17 protein-coding genes are annotated in these 21195 nt (G+C 47.5%); 11 read left to right on the forward strand and 6 right to left on the reverse strand.

Features of this window, described 5'->3' with window-relative positions; genetic code table 11:
- Nucleotides 1–38: 38 nt before the first annotated feature.
- The 5 genes from MHI12_RS12535 to MHI12_RS12555 all read right to left on the reverse strand — a co-directional run bounded on the left by MHI12_RS12535 (nucleotide 39) and on the right by MHI12_RS12555 (nucleotide 4914).
- Entirely contained in the window at nucleotides 39–803 is a 765-nt protein-coding gene (locus MHI12_RS12535) for a sensor histidine kinase (RefSeq protein WP_405172531.1), read from the reverse strand.
- Nucleotides 804–987: 184 nt separating this feature from the next.
- Nucleotides 988–1977 carry an ABC transporter ATP-binding protein gene (locus MHI12_RS12540; protein WP_405172981.1) on the reverse strand — a complete coding sequence of 330 codons (990 nt, stop codon included), beginning with the start codon at nucleotides 1975–1977 and terminating at the stop codon, nucleotides 988–990.
- A 38-nt stretch (nucleotides 1978–2015) separates the two neighbouring features.
- Nucleotides 2016–3056, reverse strand: coding sequence for an ABC transporter ATP-binding protein (locus tag MHI12_RS12545; RefSeq protein WP_405172982.1), 1041 nt, complete (start codon nucleotides 3054–3056; stop codon nucleotides 2016–2018).
- Between the two features lie 21 nt (nucleotides 3057–3077).
- Nucleotides 3078–3998, reverse strand: coding sequence for a nickel ABC transporter permease (nikB, locus tag MHI12_RS12550; protein WP_405172532.1), 921 nt, complete (start codon nucleotides 3996–3998; stop codon nucleotides 3078–3080).
- A gap of 31 nt (nucleotides 3999–4029) precedes the next feature.
- A complete protein-coding gene (locus tag MHI12_RS12555; RefSeq protein WP_405172533.1) occupies nucleotides 4030–4914 on the reverse strand; it encodes an ABC transporter permease in 885 nt (294 codons plus the stop codon).
- Nucleotides 4915–5130: 216 nt separating this feature from the next.
- Between MHI12_RS12555 and MHI12_RS12560 the strand changes: the two genes are divergently transcribed.
- From MHI12_RS12560 to infC, 11 genes are all read left to right on the forward strand, one after another.
- Nucleotides 5131–6402, forward strand: a complete 1272-nt coding sequence (locus MHI12_RS12560; RefSeq protein ID WP_405172983.1) for an amidohydrolase — start codon at nucleotides 5131–5133, stop codon at nucleotides 6400–6402.
- A 58-nt stretch (nucleotides 6403–6460) separates the two neighbouring features.
- Entirely contained in the window at nucleotides 6461–7717 is a 1257-nt protein-coding gene (locus tag MHI12_RS12565) for an amidohydrolase (RefSeq protein ID WP_405172984.1), read from the forward strand.
- A 59-nt stretch (nucleotides 7718–7776) separates the two neighbouring features.
- On the forward strand, nucleotides 7777–9333 hold the full coding sequence (locus MHI12_RS12570; RefSeq protein ID WP_405172534.1) for a glutathione ABC transporter substrate-binding protein: 1557 nt from the start codon (nucleotides 7777–7779) through the stop codon (nucleotides 9331–9333).
- Between the two features lie 20 nt (nucleotides 9334–9353).
- The gene (locus MHI12_RS12575; RefSeq protein ID WP_405172535.1) at nucleotides 9354–10655 is read left to right on the forward strand and encodes an amidohydrolase family protein; all 1302 of its coding nucleotides are present in this window, start codon (nucleotides 9354–9356) and stop codon (nucleotides 10653–10655) included.
- On the forward strand, nucleotides 10636–11793 hold the full coding sequence (locus tag MHI12_RS12580) for an amidohydrolase family protein (RefSeq protein ID WP_405172536.1): 1158 nt from the start codon (nucleotides 10636–10638) through the stop codon (nucleotides 11791–11793). The genes MHI12_RS12575 and MHI12_RS12580 overlap by 20 nt, the downstream gene beginning before the upstream one ends.
- Nucleotides 11794–11942: 149 nt before the next feature.
- Nucleotides 11943–14216, forward strand: a complete 2274-nt coding sequence (locus tag MHI12_RS12585) for a putative PEP-binding protein (protein ID WP_405172537.1) — start codon at nucleotides 11943–11945, stop codon at nucleotides 14214–14216.
- Nucleotides 14217–14331: 115 nt separating this feature from the next.
- Entirely contained in the window at nucleotides 14332–16269 is a 1938-nt protein-coding gene (locus MHI12_RS12590; RefSeq protein WP_405172538.1) for an LTA synthase family protein, read from the forward strand.
- A gap of 236 nt (nucleotides 16270–16505) precedes the next feature.
- Nucleotides 16506–17513, forward strand: coding sequence for an LLM class flavin-dependent oxidoreductase (locus MHI12_RS12595; RefSeq protein WP_405172539.1), 1008 nt, complete (start codon nucleotides 16506–16508; stop codon nucleotides 17511–17513).
- 99 nt (nucleotides 17514–17612) lie between these two features.
- Complete coding sequence (locus tag MHI12_RS12600; RefSeq protein WP_100528824.1) at nucleotides 17613–18365, forward strand: metallophosphoesterase family protein; 753 nt, start codon at nucleotides 17613–17615, stop codon at nucleotides 18363–18365.
- A gap of 256 nt (nucleotides 18366–18621) precedes the next feature.
- Nucleotides 18622–19554 (forward strand): manganese-dependent inorganic pyrophosphatase, encoded by a 933-nt coding sequence (locus MHI12_RS12605; protein ID WP_017688903.1) that lies wholly within the window; start codon nucleotides 18622–18624, stop codon nucleotides 19552–19554.
- A 120-nt stretch (nucleotides 19555–19674) separates the two neighbouring features.
- Nucleotides 19675–20166, forward strand: a complete 492-nt coding sequence (gene infC / locus MHI12_RS12610) for a translation initiation factor IF-3 (protein ID WP_405172540.1) — start codon at nucleotides 19675–19677, stop codon at nucleotides 20164–20166.
- 187 nt (nucleotides 20167–20353) lie between these two features.
- Here infC and MHI12_RS12615 read toward each other — a convergent pair whose 3' ends face one another.
- Nucleotides 20354–21178, reverse strand: a complete 825-nt coding sequence (locus tag MHI12_RS12615) for a protein-glutamine gamma-glutamyltransferase (protein ID WP_341007091.1) — start codon at nucleotides 21176–21178, stop codon at nucleotides 20354–20356.
- Nucleotides 21179–21195 lie beyond the last annotated feature (17 nt).

Genomic DNA, 21195 nt, shown 5'->3' on the forward strand with positions numbered 1-21195 from the left:
ATGAAGTCCCCCTATTCGTGATGTATCGTTCTCCGTTTCTAATGGACTTTCAATATCTCTTCTTGGGTATAGGGCCAACTGACCTCAACGACAGCTCCTCCTTGGGGTCCCGCTGCTAAGCGGAGATAACTCTCCTCACCAAAAAAGATATGAAGTCGCTTTCTGATATTTTCCAGCCCATGCCCTTGAATCACTTCATCTGAGGATGTTGGTGTGAGACCCACACCGTTATCGATAACGGTAAGCAACACTTGCTTTTGATTTCGAAGACAACGAATGGTTAACTCGACAGGGCCCATTTTGGGTTCAAGTCCATGTTTGAACGCATTTTCTACAATCGTTTGAAGCACAAAGGGAGGGATGAAAGCATCAAGCACATTCTCATCGTAATCCGTGACAAGTCGCAAGCGTTCACCAAAGCGCAGGTGCTGAATCTCCAGATAATGACCGGTATAACGAATTTCCTCTTCCAGACGAATCATGGGCTCATCGGTATTGTACTTGAATTTGAGGAATTTGGAGAAAACCTCAAGTGCACCAACAACCTGTTCGGTACGACGTAGTCTGGCCAGACTGAGAATAACGTTGAGGGTGTTAAACATAAAGTGAGGTTGAATCTGTTGACTAAGCTGTAAATACAGTGATTTTTGGAACTCTTTCTCCAGCTCGATCTGCCTTGTTTGCATCCGAAGCAAGTCCAGCTGTTTCTCGAAAAAAAACAAAATCAATAGAGCAATCGCCCCCACAATGGGAGCGATTATGAATATTAGGATGATGAGAGTAAATTGATCAAGATTAATCATGATGGTCCTCCATGCTAAATGCTAACATTGGGTGTCTATTGAATCTGATAGAGCCATCCGTAAATCATAAATTATAAAAATATGAAGTTGAAATAGAAATGTATTGTCATATTAATGTATTTTGGTAAGTGATTCAATAGAAGGAAAGCAATTTGTAAATGGTGCCCAAAAAGGATGCATGATTTTAGGAAATAAGATGGCAGGCAGCCCGATGTCCCTCATGAATGGTGCGTAGTTCAGGGACCTCAGAAGAGCAGCGATCAACTGCAAATGGACAACGTGTATGAAACCGGCATCCACTAGGTGGATGGATGGGAGAAGGGACATCACCGGTTAACTGAATACGTTCTTTTGGCTGATTACGTTTCGTCGAAGGAATGGAACTCAGCAGTGCACGTGTATACGGATGTTGCGGGCGATCAAACAGCGATTTTTTATCAGCGATCTCGACGATTGTGCCCAAGTACATCACGATCACACGATCAGAGATGTGACGGACCACACCAAGATCATGGGAAATAAACAGGTAGGTCAGTTGATGTTGTTTCTGAAGTTTTTTGAGTAAATTAATAATCTGAGCCTGAATGGATACATCCAGTGCAGAGACGGCTTCGTCACAGATAATCAATCGGGGCTCCAGGGCAAGGGCTCGAGCGATACCAATCCGCTGGCGCTGCCCACCGCTAAATTCATGAGGTAAACGATCAATATGCTCCGGACGCAAACCAACATTGTCCATCAGTTCACGGATACGGTCATCTTGTTTGCCGCGAGGGACTACTTTCTGTATTTCCAGTGCTTCCTTCAAAATCTGCCGTACGGTCTGGCGAGGGTTTAAAGAGGCGAAGGGATCTTGAAAAATAATCTGCATATCCTTGCGCATTCGCTTTAACTCAGCTTTATTTAACTCTAGAATGTTCTTACCCTGAAAATATATCTCTCCACTCGTTGGGTCATCGAGTCGTAGGATGGAACGCCCCGTCGTTGATTTGCCACAACCCGACTCCCCTACAATGCTGAGCGTTTCACCTGCATGAATCTGAAAGCTGATGTCATCCACAGCTTTGACATGGTGAACCACTCTGCCAAGCAGGCCTCCTCGAATCGGAAAGTATTGTTTCAAATGCCTGATATCGGCAAGAACATCAGAACTCGAAAGTGCCGAAGATTTCATGTCCGTTGCGGATAATTGGTGCTTCACATGGATGTTTGTCATATCACTTTACTCCCTTCCTGATTCGTGATGTGCGGTTGGCCGCTTGCATCACAGTCACTCCATTTTTCGTCATACATCCAACAGCGCACCGATTCTTCATCGGAATTCTTCAACAGCTCAGGCTGAGCCACAGAGCAGATATCTTTGCGGAAAGCACATCTAGGGGCGAATCGGCAACCTGAAGGCAGATCATAAGGACTCGGAACAGTTCCCGGGATGGCTAACAACTCGTCCTGGTCCTCATCGATCCTTGGCAGTGACTGAAGCAGCCCCTGGGTGTATGGATGTTTGGGGTTATCAAATATGGAGTCCACAGAGGCGTATTCAACAATCTGTCCTGCATATAGAACAGCCACGCGGTCACAGGTTTCTGCAACAACACCCAAATCATGTGTGATCAGGATGATGGACATGCCCATACGCTGCTGGAGTTGCTTCATCAGATCAAGAATTTGAGATTGTACAGTTACATCGAGCGCTGTCGTGGGTTCGTCTGCGATTAACAGATCAGGTTGACAAGCCATAGCCATTGCAATCATGACGCGTTGACGCATGCCGCCACTAAGTCGGAAGGGTTCCTGATGCGCGCGTTCTTCAGGGGAAGGTATTCCTACCATGCGCAACAGTTCAACAGCCTTTGCCCAAGCTTCCTTCCGTCCCAGGTTCTCATGCAGCCTGAACACCTCAGCAACTTGTTCTCCGACTGTATAAACAGGGTTCAGCGAGGTCATTGGTTCTTGAAAAATCATGGATATCTCTTTGCCGCGAATGCACCGCATCTGTTCTTCAGACTTGGTCAGCAGATCCTCATTCTTGAACAAAATCTGACCTCCGACCGTTCGGCCCGGCCGACTTAGAAGCTGCATGATGGAGAGAGATGTCATGCTTTTTCCACAACCGGATTCTCCAACCAGACCTAGTGTTTCTCCGCGATGTACACTGAAATCAATGCCATCAACGGCTTTGCTAATTCCTTCGTCCGTAAAAAAGTATGTTTGCAGTCCTTGTACTTCCAGCAACTTCTCCTGCGTTACCATAGCCATGCGATTTTCTCCTCCTTAATCCATCTCAATTCTTTTGTTGAAGTACCGGTATAACAGATCCACACCCAGATTCACGAAAACAAAAATGACAGAAGCAACAAGTACGCCTCCTTGTACGACAGGGAGGTCCCTCATACGAATGGCATCAACGATCAATCGGCCCAGACCATTGATAGCAAAAACAGATTCAACCAGAACCGTCCCGCCAAGCAGTGTTCCAAATTGCAATCCGATGACAGTGATTACGGGAATAAGCGCGTTTTTGAGGGCGTGTTTGTATACAATGAGTCTATTTTTCAGACCTTTTGCCCGTGCGGTACGGATGTAGTCCTGATGAATGACATCCAGCATACTGGAACGGGTCATGCGGGCAACGATGGCGGCTCCCGAAGCACCAAGCGTAATAGCAGGTAAGATGACGTGTTCCAGGCTTCCCCAGCCGGTAACGGGTAAGAGATGATATTTGACGGAGAAAAAGGAGATTAACATCATGCCCAGCCAGAAGCTGGGGAGTGAGATGCCCAGCAGGGCAACCAGCATAATCAGACGATCCGCTGTAGTATGCTGGCGAGTGGCGGATACAATTCCCGCTATCATACCGAGTACAATCGTGATGACAATACTGGCCAGTGCCAATTGAATGGTGGTGGGCAGGCGAAGCATAATTTCGTCCATTACCGGATGGTCTGAGCGATACGAGGTTCCCAGATCTCCGCGAAACACATCGAGCACATACTGGATGTATTGCAGCGGAAGAGGTCGATCAAGTCCCAGATCATGGCGGATGGCTTGTACCGTTTCTTCAGATGCCCCGTCTCCGGCGATGAGAACGGCAGGGTCTCCGGGGACCATTTGCATAATGAGAAAGACAACTAGAATGACGCCAAATATAACGGGAACGGTCTGAATGAGGCGTCGCACAATGTAAGTCAGCATATAGGATGTTCTCTTCCTTTCATGAGCAAAGTTATTTTAGTTTGGGGTCAAGTGCATCCCGAAGACCATCACCAAACAGATTGAAGCCAATCACAAGGGTTGAGATGGCGAGACCGGGGAAAAGAGCCAAATATGGGGCACTGAACATGTAATCACGTCCACTGCTTAACAAGGCGCCCCATTCTGCGGAAGGAGGCTGAGCACCCAGACCTAGAAAGGAAAGACCTGCTGCGGACAGAATTGCAGTTGCGAGGCGCAACGTAATCTGCACGATTATAGGCGACATAATATTGGGCAATATGTGCACGAGAATGATTCGCAGATCACTTCCGCCAAGCGTGCGTATGGAATCAATGTATTCGAGCTTCCGGACCGTCAGTGTTGAGCCTCTTACAATTCGTGCAAACATGGGAATGGAGAAGACACCAACAGCAATCATGACATTGATCAGGCTTGCTCCCAGTGCACTGACGATAGCCAAAGCGAGCAAAATACCCGGGAAGGCCAGAAGGATATCCATGATTCTCATAATAATGGCATCCATCCAACCGCCGTAGTAACCAGCTATCAGTCCCAGGAGCACGCCGAAGATTGCACCAATACTTACAGCAGCAATACCGATTAACAGGGATAAACGTGTTCCGTAGATGATGCGACTAAGCAGGTCGCGACCCTTATCATCCGTACCCATCCAGTGATCCCAGGAGGGGAGAAGTAATTTGTCAGGCAGATGGATGTTATAAGGATCGTATGGAGCAATCCACGGGGCAAAAAGAGCAACAATAATATAGAAGAGAACAATGAGGCCTCCGGCAGAGGCTAGTTTGTTTGCTGCCATACGGGTAAGAAACTTACGTAGTTGACCAGGTCTTATTACCGTGTGTGGAGCAGCAGGTGTGATCGTAGATTGATTCATAGGAGCCTCCCTTATCGCTTGATATGTTAATAAAACTAACACAAAATAGTGAAAAATAAAGGATTTTTACACATGAAGTAAAAATAACGAAAATTTAAGTAAAGATCATGTAAATAAACATGACAATAAATCGCTAGAATGGAATTCAAGGCAGGATTGATAGCCTCCAACTCCAAAACAAAGAAGCTAAGAAGGGGGAGATGCGAATTGGACTACATGAATTCAACAGACTACTGGCTGCTTAATGTTCAGATTGAACGCCGCTATGTGTATGACGGGGATGCTGTACGGGGTACAGAAACAGAACTTAGTCATGTACAGATTAGAGAAGGGGTGATTGTGCAAGTCATTGTGGCTGACAGGATGAATTCGGTCAACATGGACGGAGAACAGATTCTGGCGGAGCCTGCGTATGATGGCAGAGGAATGTTGATGTTACCTTCATTTACTGAGAAGCATGTTCATCTGGATAAAACGTTGCTGGGAGAACCGTGGCAAGCGGTTATACCCGCCAGCGGGGTGGCCGGCAGATGTGAAATCGAAAAAAGGCTTCTTCCGCAGCTTGTCACACCGCCGTTGCAAAGGGCTGAACTTCTACTTCAACGTCTGATTGAAGCAGGTTCTACTCATATACGGACCCATATCGATGTGTATCCTGAAGCAGGAACGAAACAACTGGAACCCGTATTGAACTTGTTCCATTCTTATCGTCATCAGATTACACATGAGGTTGTGGCGTTCCCCCAGCATGGTTTATTGCGCTCGGGCAGCAAGGCATTGGTTCGTGAAGCGCTTCAGCAAGGGGCTCATCTGGTCGGCGGGGTTGATCCTGCAACAATGGACACAGATCTGGAGGCGAGTTTGCAGCTGATGGTGGAGCTTGCAGTTGAAGCGAGTGCTGGTATTGACCTGCATCTCCATGATCCGGATTATTTGGGCACCTATACAATGAAGAGATTGGCAAGATTAACTGTGGAGGCAGGACTGCAGGGTAACGTATCGATCAGTCATGCATTTGCACTTGGCGAAGTCAGTGAGGCAGAAGCGCGATCTACAGCAGATCTGTTGGCAGAAGCGGGAATAACCATCATAACCAGTGCGCCTCATGGTCGAACACTGCCACCTGTGCCACTGCTGTGGGAGCATGGAGTGAACGTGGAAGCAGGGTGTGACAACATATATGATACGTGGCAACCCTTCGGAAACGGGGATATTCTGGAACGTGCTTCGAGACTCGCAGAACGGTTTGCCTGGATTGATGAACGTTCATTAGCCCGGTCGCTGAGACTGATCACGGGAGGCAGAGAAACACTGGATGCTCAAGGTGAACGGGTGTGGCCAGTTCCGGGCGATTCGGCAGATTGGGTATTGGTCGATGCAAGCTGTGCAGCAGAAGCTGTAGCCCGCAGAGCACCAAGAAAAGCAGTTTTCTCCAAAGGACATCTCATCTGGGATGATCAGACGGGACACCGAATGGTGCATGAGTAAGCCTGTCTCACAAACCTACGGAAGTTCATTGGATTCAAATCATGTGACGAAGAAGGGGATGAGGAGCATTATACAGCATCAGCATACACCGTATTGGTTACGCAGTGTCCGTCTGGAACAAGGGTATCGTTATGAGAATGATTATATAGCCGGGACCATAAGTGAATTGTTTGATCTATGGATCGAAGATGGAAAAATCATGCGAATCGTTAAAGCCGAAGAACGTAATATTTCAGAAGAAGAAGCGGAGTTGGCCAAGCCATGCTCAGATCGGGATGCGGGAGGGATGCTGCTTTTACCCGGGTTCCGCGAAATGCATATTCACATTGATAAAACATATTACGGTGGACCTTGGATCGCGCCGACGCCGCCTGAAGGAATTTTCAAAAGAATTGCAGAGGAGCGTGAACTATTGCTACGGCAATTGCCGCATGCGCAGGAGAGGGCTGTGAAAGTATTGTCTCTTCTGCAATCCAGCGGGGTTACGCATGTGCAAACCCACTGCAATATTGATCCCCAGATTGGGCTTGCCAACCTTGAAGCAACCGTGTCAGCCGCGGCTCAATTTAGCCAGAGTCTCACATGCGAGATCGTGGCGTTTCCACAACATGGTCTTCTACGCAGTGGCGTCGTTGCAGAAATGAAAGAGGCACTGCGACGGGGGGCACGCTGGGTAGGCGGGGTGGACCCGGCAACGGTGGATAATGATATTGAAAAATCACTCTCTACCATCATGGACCTGGCGGTGGAAGCCAATGCAGGAGTGGATATTCATATTCATGATCCGGGTCATTTGGGCACATTTACGATGAATCGTCTTGCAGCGATGACGGAGCAGGCCGGTTGGCAGGGACGAGTGAATGTGAGCCATGCACTGGGTTTTGCAGATGTTCCAGAAGCGATGCAGGTGCAACTGGCTGAACGGTTTGCGGAACTGGATATCTCGATAACGTCAACTGTACCGCTTAACCGCTGGATGCCCTACTCTCTTCTGAAGAAATACGGAGTTCGAGTTGAATTGGGTGAAGATACCATCACGGATCACTGGGGACCTTTTGGCCGTGGTGACATATTGGAACGAGCCGGACGGTTGGCTGAGCGTGAGCGATGGAGTTCAGAACGGGGATTAGCCGAGACACTGGGATATATTACAGGGGGAATAACCCCGTTAGATGAACAGGGTAATGTTCAATGGCCTCTCATTGGTGATCCAGCGACAGCGGTTCTTGTGCAGGCTTCCTGCTCGGCTGAAGCGATCGCAAGGCGTTCAGCACGGGGAGCATTCATATATCAAGGGAATCTTGTTAACGTGTAACATTCAGACATATTACATCATTCAATCCAATTCAATTCAAACGGAAGTAGGAGATTTATATGAAAAAAAAAGGGTTTGTCGGAAGCATGCTGGCATTGTCCATGACACTTGTAATTAGTGCCTGTTCATCGGGAGGAACATCTACAGCAGGTGGTGAAGCGGTCTCTCCGGGAGAACGCCAATCGGGAGGTACACTGGTCATAGCGAGACAGAGTGATGCAAATAATCTGGACCCTCAGTACAGTTCCCAGATTAATTCGATGGCGGTATACCATCACAAAATAACAGAAGGACTTGTCTTGATGGACAAGAACAGCAAGTATCAACCATTGCTGGCTACGGAATGGACGCAACGGAATGATACAACATGGGAGTTCAAACTGCGTGAGGGAGTGTCTTTCCATGATGGGACACCTTTTAATGCAGAGGCTGTGCAAAAAACGTTTGAACGTATTCCGACTACACCCAAAGCAGGCATGTTCTCCATGATCAAGGAAGTGAAGGCGGTGGACGAGCATACGATTCAGTTTATCCTGAATTATCCTTACGCTCCAATCATGTCGTTGCTTGCCAGTGCGGAAGGAAATATACTTAGCCCGGCTTCCATAGAATCGGCTGGAACAGATATGGTGAAGGAGCCTAGTGGAACAGGACCGTTTGTATTTGAATCATGGACGCCAGGAGACAAAATTGTACTTGCTAAAAATGATAATTATTGGGGTGACAAACCAAACATCGATAAAGTGGAATTTAAAACCGTCCCGGAAGATACGACTCGCTTAGCGATGGTTGAGACAGGAGAGGCTCAGGTAGCAGAACAGGTTCCCTCCACGGAGATTGCACGGATTGAAGCTTCTTCAACCATGAAACTGGGGCGTTACGAGGCTTTTTCTACGGACCATATAGGGTTTAATACAAGCAAAGAGCCATTTAACAATCCGTTGGTTCGCCAGGCTGTAGCGTACGCGGTGGACAAGGAATCTATCGTCAGCGGCGTGTACAACAATATTGGCAAGGTAACGGACTCCACACTCGGAACCACGATGATCGGATACAGTTCCAATGTGAAGGGATACAGTTATGATCTGAACAAGGCTAAGTCCTTGCTTGCTGAAGCTGGGTATCCGGAGGGGTTCTCGGCCACGCTATATACCAGTGATAACAAAACAAGAGTGAACGTAGCAGAGGTACTACAGTCTCAGTTGAAAGGTATCGGAATTAACCTTGAGGTGAAAGTGCTGGAGTTTGGAGCTTACATTGATGCAGCTGCCAAAGGGGAAACCGAAATGTTCCTGAGTGGATGGGGGAATGCAACAGGCGATGCGGATTATAACCAGTTCAACCTGTTTCACAGCACCTCCAAAGGAGTCCCTGGTAATCATTCTTTCTATAATAATCCGGAAGTGGATCAATTCATTGAAGATGCCCGGAAAGAAACGGACCCCGATAAACGCACAGCCATTTATGAAAAAGCCATTCAACTTGAGCTGAACGATGTTCCCATTCTACCGTTCCGTAATGGGGAGAATCTGGCAGCCCTCTCCAAAGATGTGGATGGGGTATGGATTAGTCCATCCGGTTTTGTTGAGATCAACAGTGCAAGCTTTCTGAAATAACGGACGGAGGAGTGGTCAACATGATCCGCCAACTCATTCAAAATTGCCGGATTCCCGGGAGTCATGGACTACATGATATCGTATTACATGGTACAACCATTGAAAAGATCCTGCCGTCTTCGGACGGTGGGGGTTCTTCCATGAGTGACATGACAGCTATGATCCATGGAGAACTTGAAGAAAATCATGGGCAGTATGGATTTATATTTGATGCTAAGGGTGGTCTCGTCCTGCCAGGGTTAATTGAACCACACATCCATCTGGAAAAGGCGCTTTTACTTGATCGCATGCCTGGTGATGCTGCCTCATTGCAGGAAGCAATCTCGATGACAGCTGCGCTTAAGGCAGGGTTCACGGAGCCCGATATGATCCAAAGATCCATAGAAGTGATCCGAAAACTATCCAGTTACGGCGTAACCAGACTCCGTTGTCATGTTGAAGTGGACCCCATGCTGGGACTACGGGCTATGAACAGTGCGTTGACTGTGAAAGAAAAAATGGAGGACATGATGGGGATACAGATTGTGGTCTTTCCGCAAGAAGGAATTTTTAGTACCCCAGGTACTGCAGATCTTATGGAAGAGGCAGTAAGGATGGGAGCCGACGTAATTGGTGGAATTACTTATGTTGATCCTAAACTGGATGACCATCTGAATTTTGCGTTTGAACTGGCTGCACGGTACAATCGACCCCTTGATTTCCATGCTGATTTCTCATTAAATGCTGAAGATGAAGCTATACTTCACATTGCGAATAAGACCTTGGATTATGGGTTCCAGGGCAGAGTTTCGGCTGGTCACGTAACTTCGCTTGCGGCTATGCCTCGGGAAAAGGTGAAGTTATGCGCCAGAAAGATTGCAGAGGCGGATATCCATCTCATGACACTTCCTGCAACAGATCTGTACCTGAATGGCCGAGCGGATAACGATAACACCCGCAGAGGCATAACGCCGGTTGGTTTGTTGCGGGAGGAGGGGGTGAACGTAATTTACGGCGCCAACAATATTCAAAATGCCTTTACACCTTTTGGTAATGGCAATCCGTTTGATATCGCTTGGTTACTTGCCCATGCGGCCTACATGGGGAGTGAAGAGGATGCCGATACTTTGGTGGAGATGGCAACACTTGGTGCAGCACGGGCGCTCGGAATAGACAATTACGGTCTTCGAGCTGGAGCACAGGCCGATCTGGTCATATTTCCAGTGCAGTCAAGGCGTGAACTGATTATTGAACGACCGCGACCTGTTGGAGTATGGAAGAATGGTCGCCTTCTGACTACAAGAGTGGAGGATGGAGAATGTTATGAAATTAGTTATCGATAATGTACTTTTGCCTACGGGAACACACACGTTGGTTATTGAAGAGGGGAAGATTACACAGGTTATAGCAGAATCCACGGATCAGGATCAAATCATACATGCTCGCCAGAGCGATGCCGATTCATGGAACGCTGCCGGGCTTGTGTACCTTCCGGCACTTGCAGACATGCATTGCCATCTAGATAAACATCATATCGGGGAACGTTGGATTCCCTTGGAGCCGTTCCAGACACTGGAATCACATCTTACTTATGAAAAAAAGCTGCTGGGTGGATTGACCCAAACGGTAGGAGAACGGGCGAAAGTTCTTGCGGAACAAATGATTGATTACGGTACGACACGCATTCGTACACATGTTGATGTGGATTCCGAGTTGGGTCTCCGAAATCTGGAGGACATACTGCGCGTACGAGATGAGCTTCGTGATTACATGGACATTGAGATTGTAGCATTTCCACAGCAAGGGCTCATTCGTTCATCATCTGAACAGATCATGAAGGAGGCGCTGGCACTAGGTGCCGATCTGGTTGGTGGTATCGATCCGGCAGGTCTGGATGGGGATATGGAACGCAGTTTACAGATGATGTTTGATATCGCTACAACTGCAGATAAGGGAATCGATCTTCATCTTCATGATGGAGGTGAAACCGGTTTAGCCACCTTACGGCGATTTGCTGAACTGACAATGGAGGCAGGACTTCAGCATCGAACAGCGGTTAGCCATGCCTATTGCTTGGGGGAGCAAACGGAATCCGACGTACAGCCTACCCTTGATGTGTTAAAACAAGCCGGAGTAACACTTGTATCTAGTGTACCTATAGATCGTCCAATGCCGCGAGGAAGCCAGGTTCTCGATACAGGTGTTAACTTTATGCTTGGTTCCGATAACATCCGTGATGCCTGGTCACCATTTGGCAACGGCGATATGTTGCAGCGAGTTTCCCGAATGGCTGAACGTGAAAATTGGGTCAGTGATGACAGGTTGTTAGGCACCTATTCGTGGGTGAGTAATGGCAAGTTAACCCCAAGCGTTGGTGATCCGGCTGACTTCATGTTAGTACGGGCATTGAACGCCCAACACGCTCTAGCTTCTGTACCTGCGCGCACGGCGGTATTCAAAAAGGGCAAACGTATACGTTAAGATAGAAAATACGTTTTACATTCCGAACACAAATGTCGAAGCAAATGTCCTTGACTGCCTCATTGCAACATACCATTAACTAAAGGGCAATTCGAATGGTTGGGTTGCCTTTGAAGCATAGCCATGTAATGGCAGATGGGAGCGCTGTAATGACGAAACGGGTAGTTCTGTTGGAAGAAGGTACGGCAGAGATGAAAGGGCTGATGGGTAGTAAAGGGGCTGGACTTGCAGTGTTGCTTCAGGCAGGTTGGCCCGTTCCGGCCGGGTTCATTGTAACAAGGGAAGGCTGTCGCGCGTTCTGTACCCGTCTTGGACATCTTTCCACAGAAGAAGTTCAAGAGATTGGCAGCGCAGTTCGGCACTTGGAAGGGCAAACAGGAAAATTCTTCGGCGATGCTTTAGCACCGTTGCTACTTGCCGTGAGGTCAAGTGAAGCGAGTTCCCATGATATGGAATCCCTTGCTTTGCTTCATGTGGGATTGAATGATGTGACGGTTGAAGGGTTCGCCAGGCAGACCAATGATCGACAGTATGCGCTTAATTGTTATCGAATTTTATTGCAGGATTATGGTCAGCTAGTACATGGCATCTCGTATTCCCTATTTGAAGAGAAATTGGGTGACTTCTCGATCCTCGATGAAGCGAAGCTGGAATTCGCCATTGCAGAATATAAGCAATTAATAGAAGATATAGGGTTTCATCCATTCCCTCAAGATGTTCAATTACAATTAAAAGAAGCGATTCGTGCGGTTTCTCATACACAACGTGCACCACGACTTAACTCCCAGCAAGAACTTCTTCTCCAATCTACTCGACACTCAGGGGATCATCAAGGAGCTCCGGCTCTTATTCAGGTGATGGTTAATGGTGAGCAAGGTGAACGCAGCGGCAGCGGCACGGTATATTCCCGTCATCCGGGTACGGGTGAAAGAGGCATAACAGGCGAGTACTCTGCATCTGCTTTTTCCCAATCTCAGGATGAAGGACTGGATCAGTTGCGGAGAGAAGAACCTGGAGTATATGGTCTTCTGTTGGATGCTTGCAGTTATCTGGAGCGCTATATGGGGAAAGTTCAAAAAATCCAATTCATTATCGATTCAGGGGAGCTGTATCTTCTGCATGTCAGTCCAGCGTGCTTGAGTGCTAAGGCCGCCTTGCAGAGTACTATTGATTTTGTGCATGAAGGGGTAATCACCAAAGCGGATGCGCTGTTACGTATCGAGCCGTGGCATGTGACGGAGATGTTGAAAGGGTTCTCAAGTGCTACACCGGAACTACAGCTTCTGCTCGAATGGTCTGATGAAATAAAGGAACTGACGATACTGTCCAATATAGATTATCCGCAGGATGCCATGACAGCACGGCTACAGGGGGCCGAAGGAATTGGTTTGTGTCGTACAGAACATATGCTCATGTCTGCTTCAAGGCTTCCTTTTGTACAAAAAATGATCCTGGCAGACAGTGAATCCGAACGCAGGCGTGGTTTGGAGCGTCTGTTGCCGATGCAGCAGTTTGATTTTGAACAGATATTCGAAGCGATGGATGGATACCCGGTAACGATACGTTTGCTCGATTCGCCGTTGCATGAACTGCTACCGGATCTGGAAGTGTTGGAGAAACGACGTGAGTGGTTACAAGCAGAGGAGTGGCAGGAGCAAAAAGACCATCAGATTGAACTGGAGGAACTGGAACGTGTAATTCGCAGAGTCAGTGAATTGCATGAACATAATCCGACATTGGGGCAACAGGCTTGTCGGCTGAATACGGTGTTCCCGGAGATCGTTGATATGCAGCTTGAAGCGATTTTTCGCGCAGCGGTGAAAGGTATCCGGCAAGGCTGGTGGGTACGTCCCGAGATTATGATCCCGCAGATCGGTCATGTGCATGAACTTCAGGTGATGAGAGATCTGGTGGATCATGTGGCTGACCAAGTGCTTGGTGAGGAGAAGCGGCATTGTCTCTATAGAGTGGGGGCGATGATCGAAGCTCCGAGAGCGGCGCTGACGGCGACTCACATTGCTCGCCAGGCTGACTTTTTCTCGTTTGGCACGGATGAGCTGACAGAGATGACATTTGGATATAGTCGCCATGAAGCTGAGAAGCGATTCATTCAACTGGATACGGACTCTCGTACGGTAACGAATAATCCATTTTATGTGCTGGACATTGAGGGAGTCGGACAACTGATTGAGATGGCGGTAGTCCAAGGTCGAATTCGAAAACCTCATCTGAAGACAGGGATCTGCGGAGAAAATGTGGTGGATTTGGAGTCCATTACGTTCTGCCACCGCATTGGTCTGGATTACGTAAGCTGTTTGCCTGCACAGATCCCTTATGCACGAATTGCTGCTGCACAAGCAACCATTAAGGAACAGAGAGAGGGCGCGAACACTCAGAATGCAGATATATCCACAATTGCGTAACACTCACCCCGTCCTACACGGAACTTCCATGGAATAGCAACCAGAAAACTGTTATACTGAAATATGCGTTTTGTAAAATGAACGTAAAATTTCAGGGTAAGGGTTGAAAGCGACCATGTATAATTCCAAAAATGAACGAACTTCATCACGGACCTTATTCGCCGTGTTATTCATTCTTATGCTGCTGAAGTTATCACTGCTGCGGTATTTCTTTTTCCAGGGTCTGTCCGGCATCGGTCTGTTAACTGACGCATTAGGTGCACTAACTGTGGTATGCCTGCTGGATCTGATCGTGCCCAAAGGCTGGAAGCGAGCAGTATACGGAGGATTCAATATTCTGTTTTCTCTGGTTCTGTTCGCGGCTACGCTGTATAACGTTCATTTCAGTTCGGTACCCACCTATACCGCGCTAAGTGAGCTGGGGCAAGTTGCCCAAGTGCGGGGAAGTATCGGACCACTGGTTCGACCTGAGCACTTTCTGTTTTTTGCAGACATCGTACTGGCATTGCCAATATGGTTGATTATGCGCAGACGTGCTGGCGGGCGTAACCACACCAGTTACCGCGATAGCGGTTTGACGTTTGGCAGAATTCGCAGACGTTACTGGGGCAAGCTCGGTGTTGCCCTTACCGCTGCATTTTGCATCGTGCTATCTGGCAGTTTTATTGTCAAAGGTGAAACGATTGATAATGAGCTGGTTCGGGCCGAGAATCTCGGTTTCCTGAACTATCAGGTATCGTCCGCCATTCTGACGAGCAAAGAAAATGAGGCCATTGCGAATGGCAACATTAACGAAACGATCGCCAAGATCAATGAGCTGGTTAGCAAGTATCCGTATCAGGATAAATCAAGTAACGGCTCAGCCGTGAAAGCCAAATATTTTGGTCAGGCCAAAGGTAGTAACCTGATTGTACTGCAACTGGAGTCCTTTCAGAATTTCCCGATTAATGCTTCATTGGATGGTCAGGAGTTAACACCGGTACTGAATGATCTGGCCAAAGAAAGCTATTATTTCTCTCATTTTTTCCAACAGATCGGACAGGGAAACACATCAGACGCGGAGTTCATGTCGAACACGTCTATCTATCCAACCGGAGTTGTTCCCATGTCAGCAGGGTACAGTGACCGCGAACTGCCGAGTCTTCCCAAGTTATTAGGTAAAGAAGGATATGAGTCCGAGACGTACCACGTCAATGACGTCACCTTCTGGAACCGGAATAAAATGTATCCGGCACTCGGATTCACTCGTTACTTCGACAAGCCCAGCTTCGAGAATGACAGATTCAATGACTTTGGACCATCGGATGAAGAGTTGTACCGTGTAGGTGTGGAAAAAATGACTGCGCATCAGGCTGCGAATCAGCCGTTCTATGCTCAGTTCATTACGGCATCGAGCCACTCGCCGTTTACGGTTCCCGCTGATCGTGCACGAATCACGATTCCTGCGACCATCACGAACAAACTGCTTCACGATTATCTGCAAGCGATCAACTATACGGATTATGCCATCGGTCAACTCATTAATGAGTTGAAGGCGAACGGACTATGGGATAACACTACTTTAGTGCTCTACGGAGACCACTTTGGTCTGCCTGCTGACGAAGAGATTACACAGCAGATTCAGGCCAATCTGGGCGTCCCTTATGACGGTAAAGTAAGTCGATTCAACATCCCGTTCATGATCCACACGCCGAAACAGACCAAAGGACAAGTGATTGAGCAGCCAGGCGGTCAGTTGGATATGTTGCCAACGATCATGAACCTGATGGGAGTTTCGCTCCAGGATGAGAAATTCACTGCCTTCGGACATGATCTGCTCAACATGGACCACAATGCCTTCGGTATCCGGTATTACTTGCCAACGGGTTCATTTGTCAACGATGACATCATGTTTATCCCGGGTGCGGGCTTTGACGATGGAACAGCCTATTCGCTGAAGACATACGAGCCGATAACGGATTTGGAACCGTATCGTGCCGATTATGAACATGTGCTTAGCCTGATGAAACTGTCTGACGAGTATGTGAAGTTGTTACCGAAACGTGCACCATAAATCAATTTTTCTGCAATAGGTCAGATCAAAAACGTCACCAGTTCAAAAGCTGGTGGCGTTTTTTTTGCATGTTTCTTGCACAAGTGTGGTAATAAAGAGAATAACTAAAGTTTGAAACTGTAATAATTAATGTTACAATGTAATGAGCAAGAATGAAGTGAGCAACAGCGCGTAATATTCGCAGATCTCATATTCACAGTACTTATGAACCTAACAGACGAGAGGATTGAATATATATGAAACTGAGTGTACTCGAACATGGACATATCAATGAAGGACGAAGTGTACAGGATACGTTGCAGGAAACGGTGAAACTCGCACAACATGCGGATCAATTGGGGTATTCCCGTTTCTGGATGTCGGAGCATCACGGTAGTGGTGCGCTGTCTTTCTCCAGTCCTGAAGTTATGATTGCACATGTGGCTGCACAGACGGATCGAATTCGCGTAGGTTCCGGTGGCGTTATGCTACCTCATTATAGTGCCTATAAGGTTGCAGAGAATTTCCGTCTGCTGGAAGCTTTGCATCCGGGGCGGATTGACCTTGGGATTGGCAGAGCACCAGGCGGCATGCCGATTGCCAGCAGAGCTCTGAATGAGGGGAAATCATCGAATGTACAATTCTTTCCGCAACAGATCGCGGATCTGGGCGGATATTTCCACGAGCAGTTGCCCGAGGATCATCGTTTCGCATCTCTGGTAGCGGGACCATCGGTTCCCACGGTACCAGAAGTGTGGTTGCTGGGTTCCAGCTCTGAAGGTGCAAGAATTGCTGCAGCGCAAGGGACATCGTATGCGTTTGCCCAATTCTTCGGAACACCAGGCGGCGAAGAAGCAATGAAACATTACCGCAGACATTTCAAGCCGTCCATCCTGAATGACAAACCACATTCAATGATTGCTGTTTCGGCATTCTGCGCGGAGACAGAGGAAGAAGCCGCTGAACTGGCGCGCAGCAATGAACTTTTCTTCCTGCGCCTCGGACGAGGTCTTGAACAAAGTTCCTTCCCATCCCTGGAGACGGTGAACAACTATCCATTCACAGCGATGGAGATGGAACAGATCCGTCAACGTCGTTCTTTTTCCATTGTGGGTACACCAGATCAGGTGAAAGATAAAATTACCGCAATGGCTGAACGCCATGAAGCAGACGAAGTCATTATTGCATCAGCGGTCCATTCGTTTGAAGCACGTCTGCGCTCATTCGGCTTGATTGCAGAAGCCTTTGGACTTAAGCAGGACTAATGGTAAGCAAGCGGGAATAACTACTCTAAACAGACTGGAATCTTGCTCATGCAAGGTTCCGGTTATACTCTTGCGTGATCAGGGAGAGGAGAGATTCACATGCGCAGATGTGTCATTAGTGATATTCATGGCTGTTACGATGAATTTAATGCACTGCTTAAGCTTGCAGATTATAATCCGCAGCAGGATGAATTGATTTTACTCGGTGATTATGTGGATCGCGGTCCAAGCAGCAAACAGGTCATCGAACAGATTATGCAGCTTCAGCAACAGCACCATATTATGGTGATTAAAGGCAATCATGATGCCATGATGGTCAAGGCGTTAACCCAGGATGTTGAGCAATATGATCAACACTGGATCCGTAATGGTGGATTACAGACGATGGCAAGTTATCTGGATCTGGAGCTTACTTATGATGAGCAACAGATAGATTGGGAAGCTTATGCTGAAGCCAAAAAGTGGATACGTACACACTATGAACACCATCTTCGTTTTCTGGAACAGCTTCCGCTGGTGTACGAGATTCCGGGTTATATTTTTGTGCATGCCGGGATCAACCCTGACATTGAAGATTGGAGAAGCCAGTCCGAGCGGGACTTCATTTGGATTCGTGAATCATTCTATTCCAGACCAACGACGATTAGAGAGACGGTCGTATTTGGCCACACCCCCGTGAAGCATTTGCATGATGAGACAGGCATTTGGTTTGACCCGAGCGGAGACAAAATTGGCATTGACGGTGGTTGTGCCTACGGAGCGCAATTGAACCTGCTGGAGATTAGCGAAGACGGCAGTCTACAGACCTTTTTTGTACGACAAGGGCAGAGCGCGGAAGAGCCTGAGATTTAATGTTTTCGTTGCGTATCAGGGTTTCGTATGCTAATTTTATAAGGTTGTACGTTGAATAAATACGATACATATCATATCGACTTGAGGGTAATGAACCAAGTTTGGCTATTTTCCAAAATGACTTACCTGAGAATGATTTGCAATCAATTCGCTGTAAAAGGATTGGAATTAAGCCTTATTAGCGCTATAATCAGTAGGGTATGATTAAAATATGACATGTATTATTCTAAATGAGAATTGACGGAGGGCTATAAATATGGAGAAAGCGTTAATCTTCGGTCACAAAAATCCCGACACGGATACGATCTGTTCGGCAATCGCCTATGCGGATCTCAAAACAAAATTGGGTCAGGACGTTGAAGCTGTGCGTCTCGGCGAAGTCAATGGTGAAACCCAGTTTGCACTGGATCAATTCAAAATTGCAGCACCACGTCTGATTAAAACAGCTGCAAATGAAGTAAACAAAGTTATTCTGGTTGACCACAACGAGCGTCAGCAAAGTGTAAGCGATATTGAGGAAGTGACTGTCGTTGAAGTTATCGACCATCACCGTATTGCTAACTTTGAGACAAGCGGACCTCTGTATTTCCGTGCAGAGCCTGTAGGTTGTACAGCAACCATTTTGAATAAAATGTACAAAGAAAATGGTATCGAAGTGAGTGCGCCGATTGCTGGCCTGATGTTGTCTGCGATTATCTCCGATTCCCTGTTGTTCAAATCCCCGACTTGCACAGAGCAGGACGTAGCTGCTGCGCGTGAACTGGCTGCCATTGCTGGTGTAGATGCAGACAGCTATGGTCTGGACATGCTGAAAGCCGGCGCGGATCTGAGCCAAAAAACAATTGCTGAACTAATTTCCCTGGATGCAAAAGAATTTGTAATGGGTCAATCCAAAGTGGAAATTGCACAGGTTAATGCCGTTGACGTGAATGATGTTCTCGTGAAGCAACCTGAGCTTGAAGCAGCTATTGATGCGATTATCTCCAGTAAAGGTCTCGACTTGTTCGTATTTGTCGTAACTGACATTCTGAACAATGATTCCGTAGCTCTGGCATATGGTACATCCACTAAAGCAGTGGAGAAAGCCTACAATGTGACGCTGTCTGATAGCAGAGCTATCTTGAAAGGCGTAGTATCACGCAAATCACAAATCGTACCGGTTCTGACGGAAGCATTCAACACGCTGTAAATCAGACGGATTAGCGTATTCATACGCTCATATGTATTACAAATAACTAGCAACACCATCCTAGCCTGCTCTGATCCGTAAATGGTCAGGACAGGCTTTTGATGTAGAGGAGGAAGAATCATGATCAAAAATGAAAAGATCAAAGCAGCCGAAGTGCAGCTTACGGGTCTGAATGGTGAAGATCTGGGTGTGATGTCCACGCAGGAAGCACTTCAACTTGCGAAGCAGCATAAAGTAGATCTGGTGTGCTTGTCCTTGATGACGAGTCCACCGCCTTGCAAGCTGATTGCAGCTGGAGCGGCCAAAGCAGAAGCGCAGCAGGCGAAGAAAAAAGCGAGTAAATCCGCCGATAAACGTAAAGTAAAGGAAATTCGATTAAACCTTGCGATGGAGGATCATGACCGGGATACGAAGCAGTCTCAGGCGGAGCGCATTCTGAAGAAGGGTGATTCGGTAAAACTCGTCATCCAGGTGCATGGAGCCAAAGAAGGAGTTGCAGGCAAGGAGTGGGCTGAGCAACTGAGCAAATCGCTGGCTGAATTCGGTAGCAAAACGACAGGTGTTCAGGTAAGTGGTAAACAGGTTGTCGTGCAACTGGACCCGAATGCGTAAACTGCCTGGAGCGATCCTCGATGCAGCACAAAGGTAAGGCGAATTTCGATATAGTAATGATCTTTTGGATGTAAAGAAAGCCCAATGAGGTGGCAGGCTAACTGCTGCTGTATTGGGCTTGTTTGTCATCACTTGGGTTGAGGTATTGTGCGCAATTTAATGCAAAAGCCGTTTCCGTTTCAGTAGTTCAACTGCGTAAATAACGGCTGCCACCAAGTCGTACATATAACTGTCCGGGTAATACAGGCGTAGAACCAGCGGCCATATTATTCTGGCTGTTTTTGGCGAATCGGGATAAATAAAAGAAGTCCGGATAGATCACCATATCCATTAAGTAGGCGGAGACCCGGCTACCTGGAACCCGGAACTGATTCAGGGTACGTATAATCTCTTCGCCGCTTGCAATACCAATGCCATGACCATAATACCAGTTCTCACGAAGCATGAACGTATTCTCTCCCTGCCACTCGGGGGTTTCCGGAGAAACATCCGGATTTTTGAAATACAGCACATCTCCTGGAAGGGCGGTTTCGCTACCGTTTTTTTCGGTTAATCGCAGGTCACTGTCATAATGCCAGTCAAAGAGTAACAGATTTCGAAACAGGGAATTAAAGGCGTCTTCTCGAATGCTTCCCAGCACGCCACCATACAGCACAATAACGGTAGCTGTTGCACATTCAAAGGCATATAAGTGTCCATTCCTCCAGATATCCCGGATACCGTCGGCGGGGGTCACGTTTGATCTTAGCTCAAACCCACCTTCCGCATTACGATTCCAGTAGGCGGGATTACATCTGGATTTTTCAAAGGATGCAAAACTCACACCGCTTCGATCCAGTCCTTCCGCGGCTTCCACGAGAGAGCCCCTCAAGTCCCATTCAAATCGAAGATGATCCATGGATTGGTACACATACCTCGTTGGACGATTCTGGAGTTGCTGTAACCAATACCATTCAAAATCAGACCATTCCGAGCGGTTCAGCTGGACGGGTTGATTAGCAACAATGATCATGATCCATAACCTCCGTT

This window comes from Paenibacillus sp. FSL H8-0280, assembly GCF_045040665.1.
Taxonomy (GTDB): Bacteria; Bacillota; Bacilli; order Paenibacillales; family Paenibacillaceae; genus Paenibacillus; species Paenibacillus xylanexedens_A.

What these genes read in the sequence shown, in the direction of transcription:
- MHI12_RS12535 (WP_405172531.1), bottom strand. Translation starts at nt 803, where the DNA reads ATGATTAATCTTGATCAATTTACTCTCATCATCCTAATATTCATAATC.
- MHI12_RS12540 (WP_405172981.1), bottom strand. Translation starts at nt 1,977, where the DNA reads ATGAAATCTTCGGCACTTTCGAGTTCTGATGTTCTTGCCGATATCAGG.
- MHI12_RS12545 (WP_405172982.1), bottom strand. Translation starts at nt 3,056, where the DNA reads ATGGTAACGCAGGAGAAGTTGCTGGAAGTACAAGGACTGCAAACATAC.
- nikB (WP_405172532.1), bottom strand. Translation starts at nt 3,998, where the DNA reads ATGCTGACTTACATTGTGCGACGCCTCATTCAGACCGTTCCCGTTATA.
- MHI12_RS12555 (WP_405172533.1), bottom strand. Translation starts at nt 4,914, where the DNA reads ATGAATCAATCTACGATCACACCTGCTGCTCCACACACGGTAATAAGA.
- MHI12_RS12560 (WP_405172983.1), top strand. Translation starts at nt 5,131, where the DNA reads ATGAATTCAACAGACTACTGGCTGCTTAATGTTCAGATTGAACGCCGC.
- MHI12_RS12565 (WP_405172984.1), top strand. Translation starts at nt 6,461, where the DNA reads ATGAGGAGCATTATACAGCATCAGCATACACCGTATTGGTTACGCAGT.
- MHI12_RS12570 (WP_405172534.1), top strand. Translation starts at nt 7,777, where the DNA reads ATGAAAAAAAAAGGGTTTGTCGGAAGCATGCTGGCATTGTCCATGACA.
- MHI12_RS12575 (WP_405172535.1), top strand. Translation starts at nt 9,354, where the DNA reads ATGATCCGCCAACTCATTCAAAATTGCCGGATTCCCGGGAGTCATGGA.
- MHI12_RS12580 (WP_405172536.1), top strand. Translation starts at nt 10,636, where the DNA reads ATGAAATTAGTTATCGATAATGTACTTTTGCCTACGGGAACACACACG.
- MHI12_RS12585 (WP_405172537.1), top strand. Translation starts at nt 11,943, where the DNA reads ATGACGAAACGGGTAGTTCTGTTGGAAGAAGGTACGGCAGAGATGAAA.
- MHI12_RS12590 (WP_405172538.1), top strand. Translation starts at nt 14,332, where the DNA reads ATGTATAATTCCAAAAATGAACGAACTTCATCACGGACCTTATTCGCC.
- MHI12_RS12595 (WP_405172539.1), top strand. Translation starts at nt 16,506, where the DNA reads ATGAAACTGAGTGTACTCGAACATGGACATATCAATGAAGGACGAAGT.
- MHI12_RS12600 (WP_100528824.1), top strand. Translation starts at nt 17,613, where the DNA reads ATGCGCAGATGTGTCATTAGTGATATTCATGGCTGTTACGATGAATTT.
- MHI12_RS12605 (WP_017688903.1), top strand. Translation starts at nt 18,622, where the DNA reads ATGGAGAAAGCGTTAATCTTCGGTCACAAAAATCCCGACACGGATACG.
- infC (WP_405172540.1), top strand. Translation starts at nt 19,675, where the DNA reads ATGATCAAAAATGAAAAGATCAAAGCAGCCGAAGTGCAGCTTACGGGT.
- MHI12_RS12615 (WP_341007091.1), bottom strand. Translation starts at nt 21,178, where the DNA reads ATGATCATTGTTGCTAATCAACCCGTCCAGCTGAACCGCTCGGAATGG.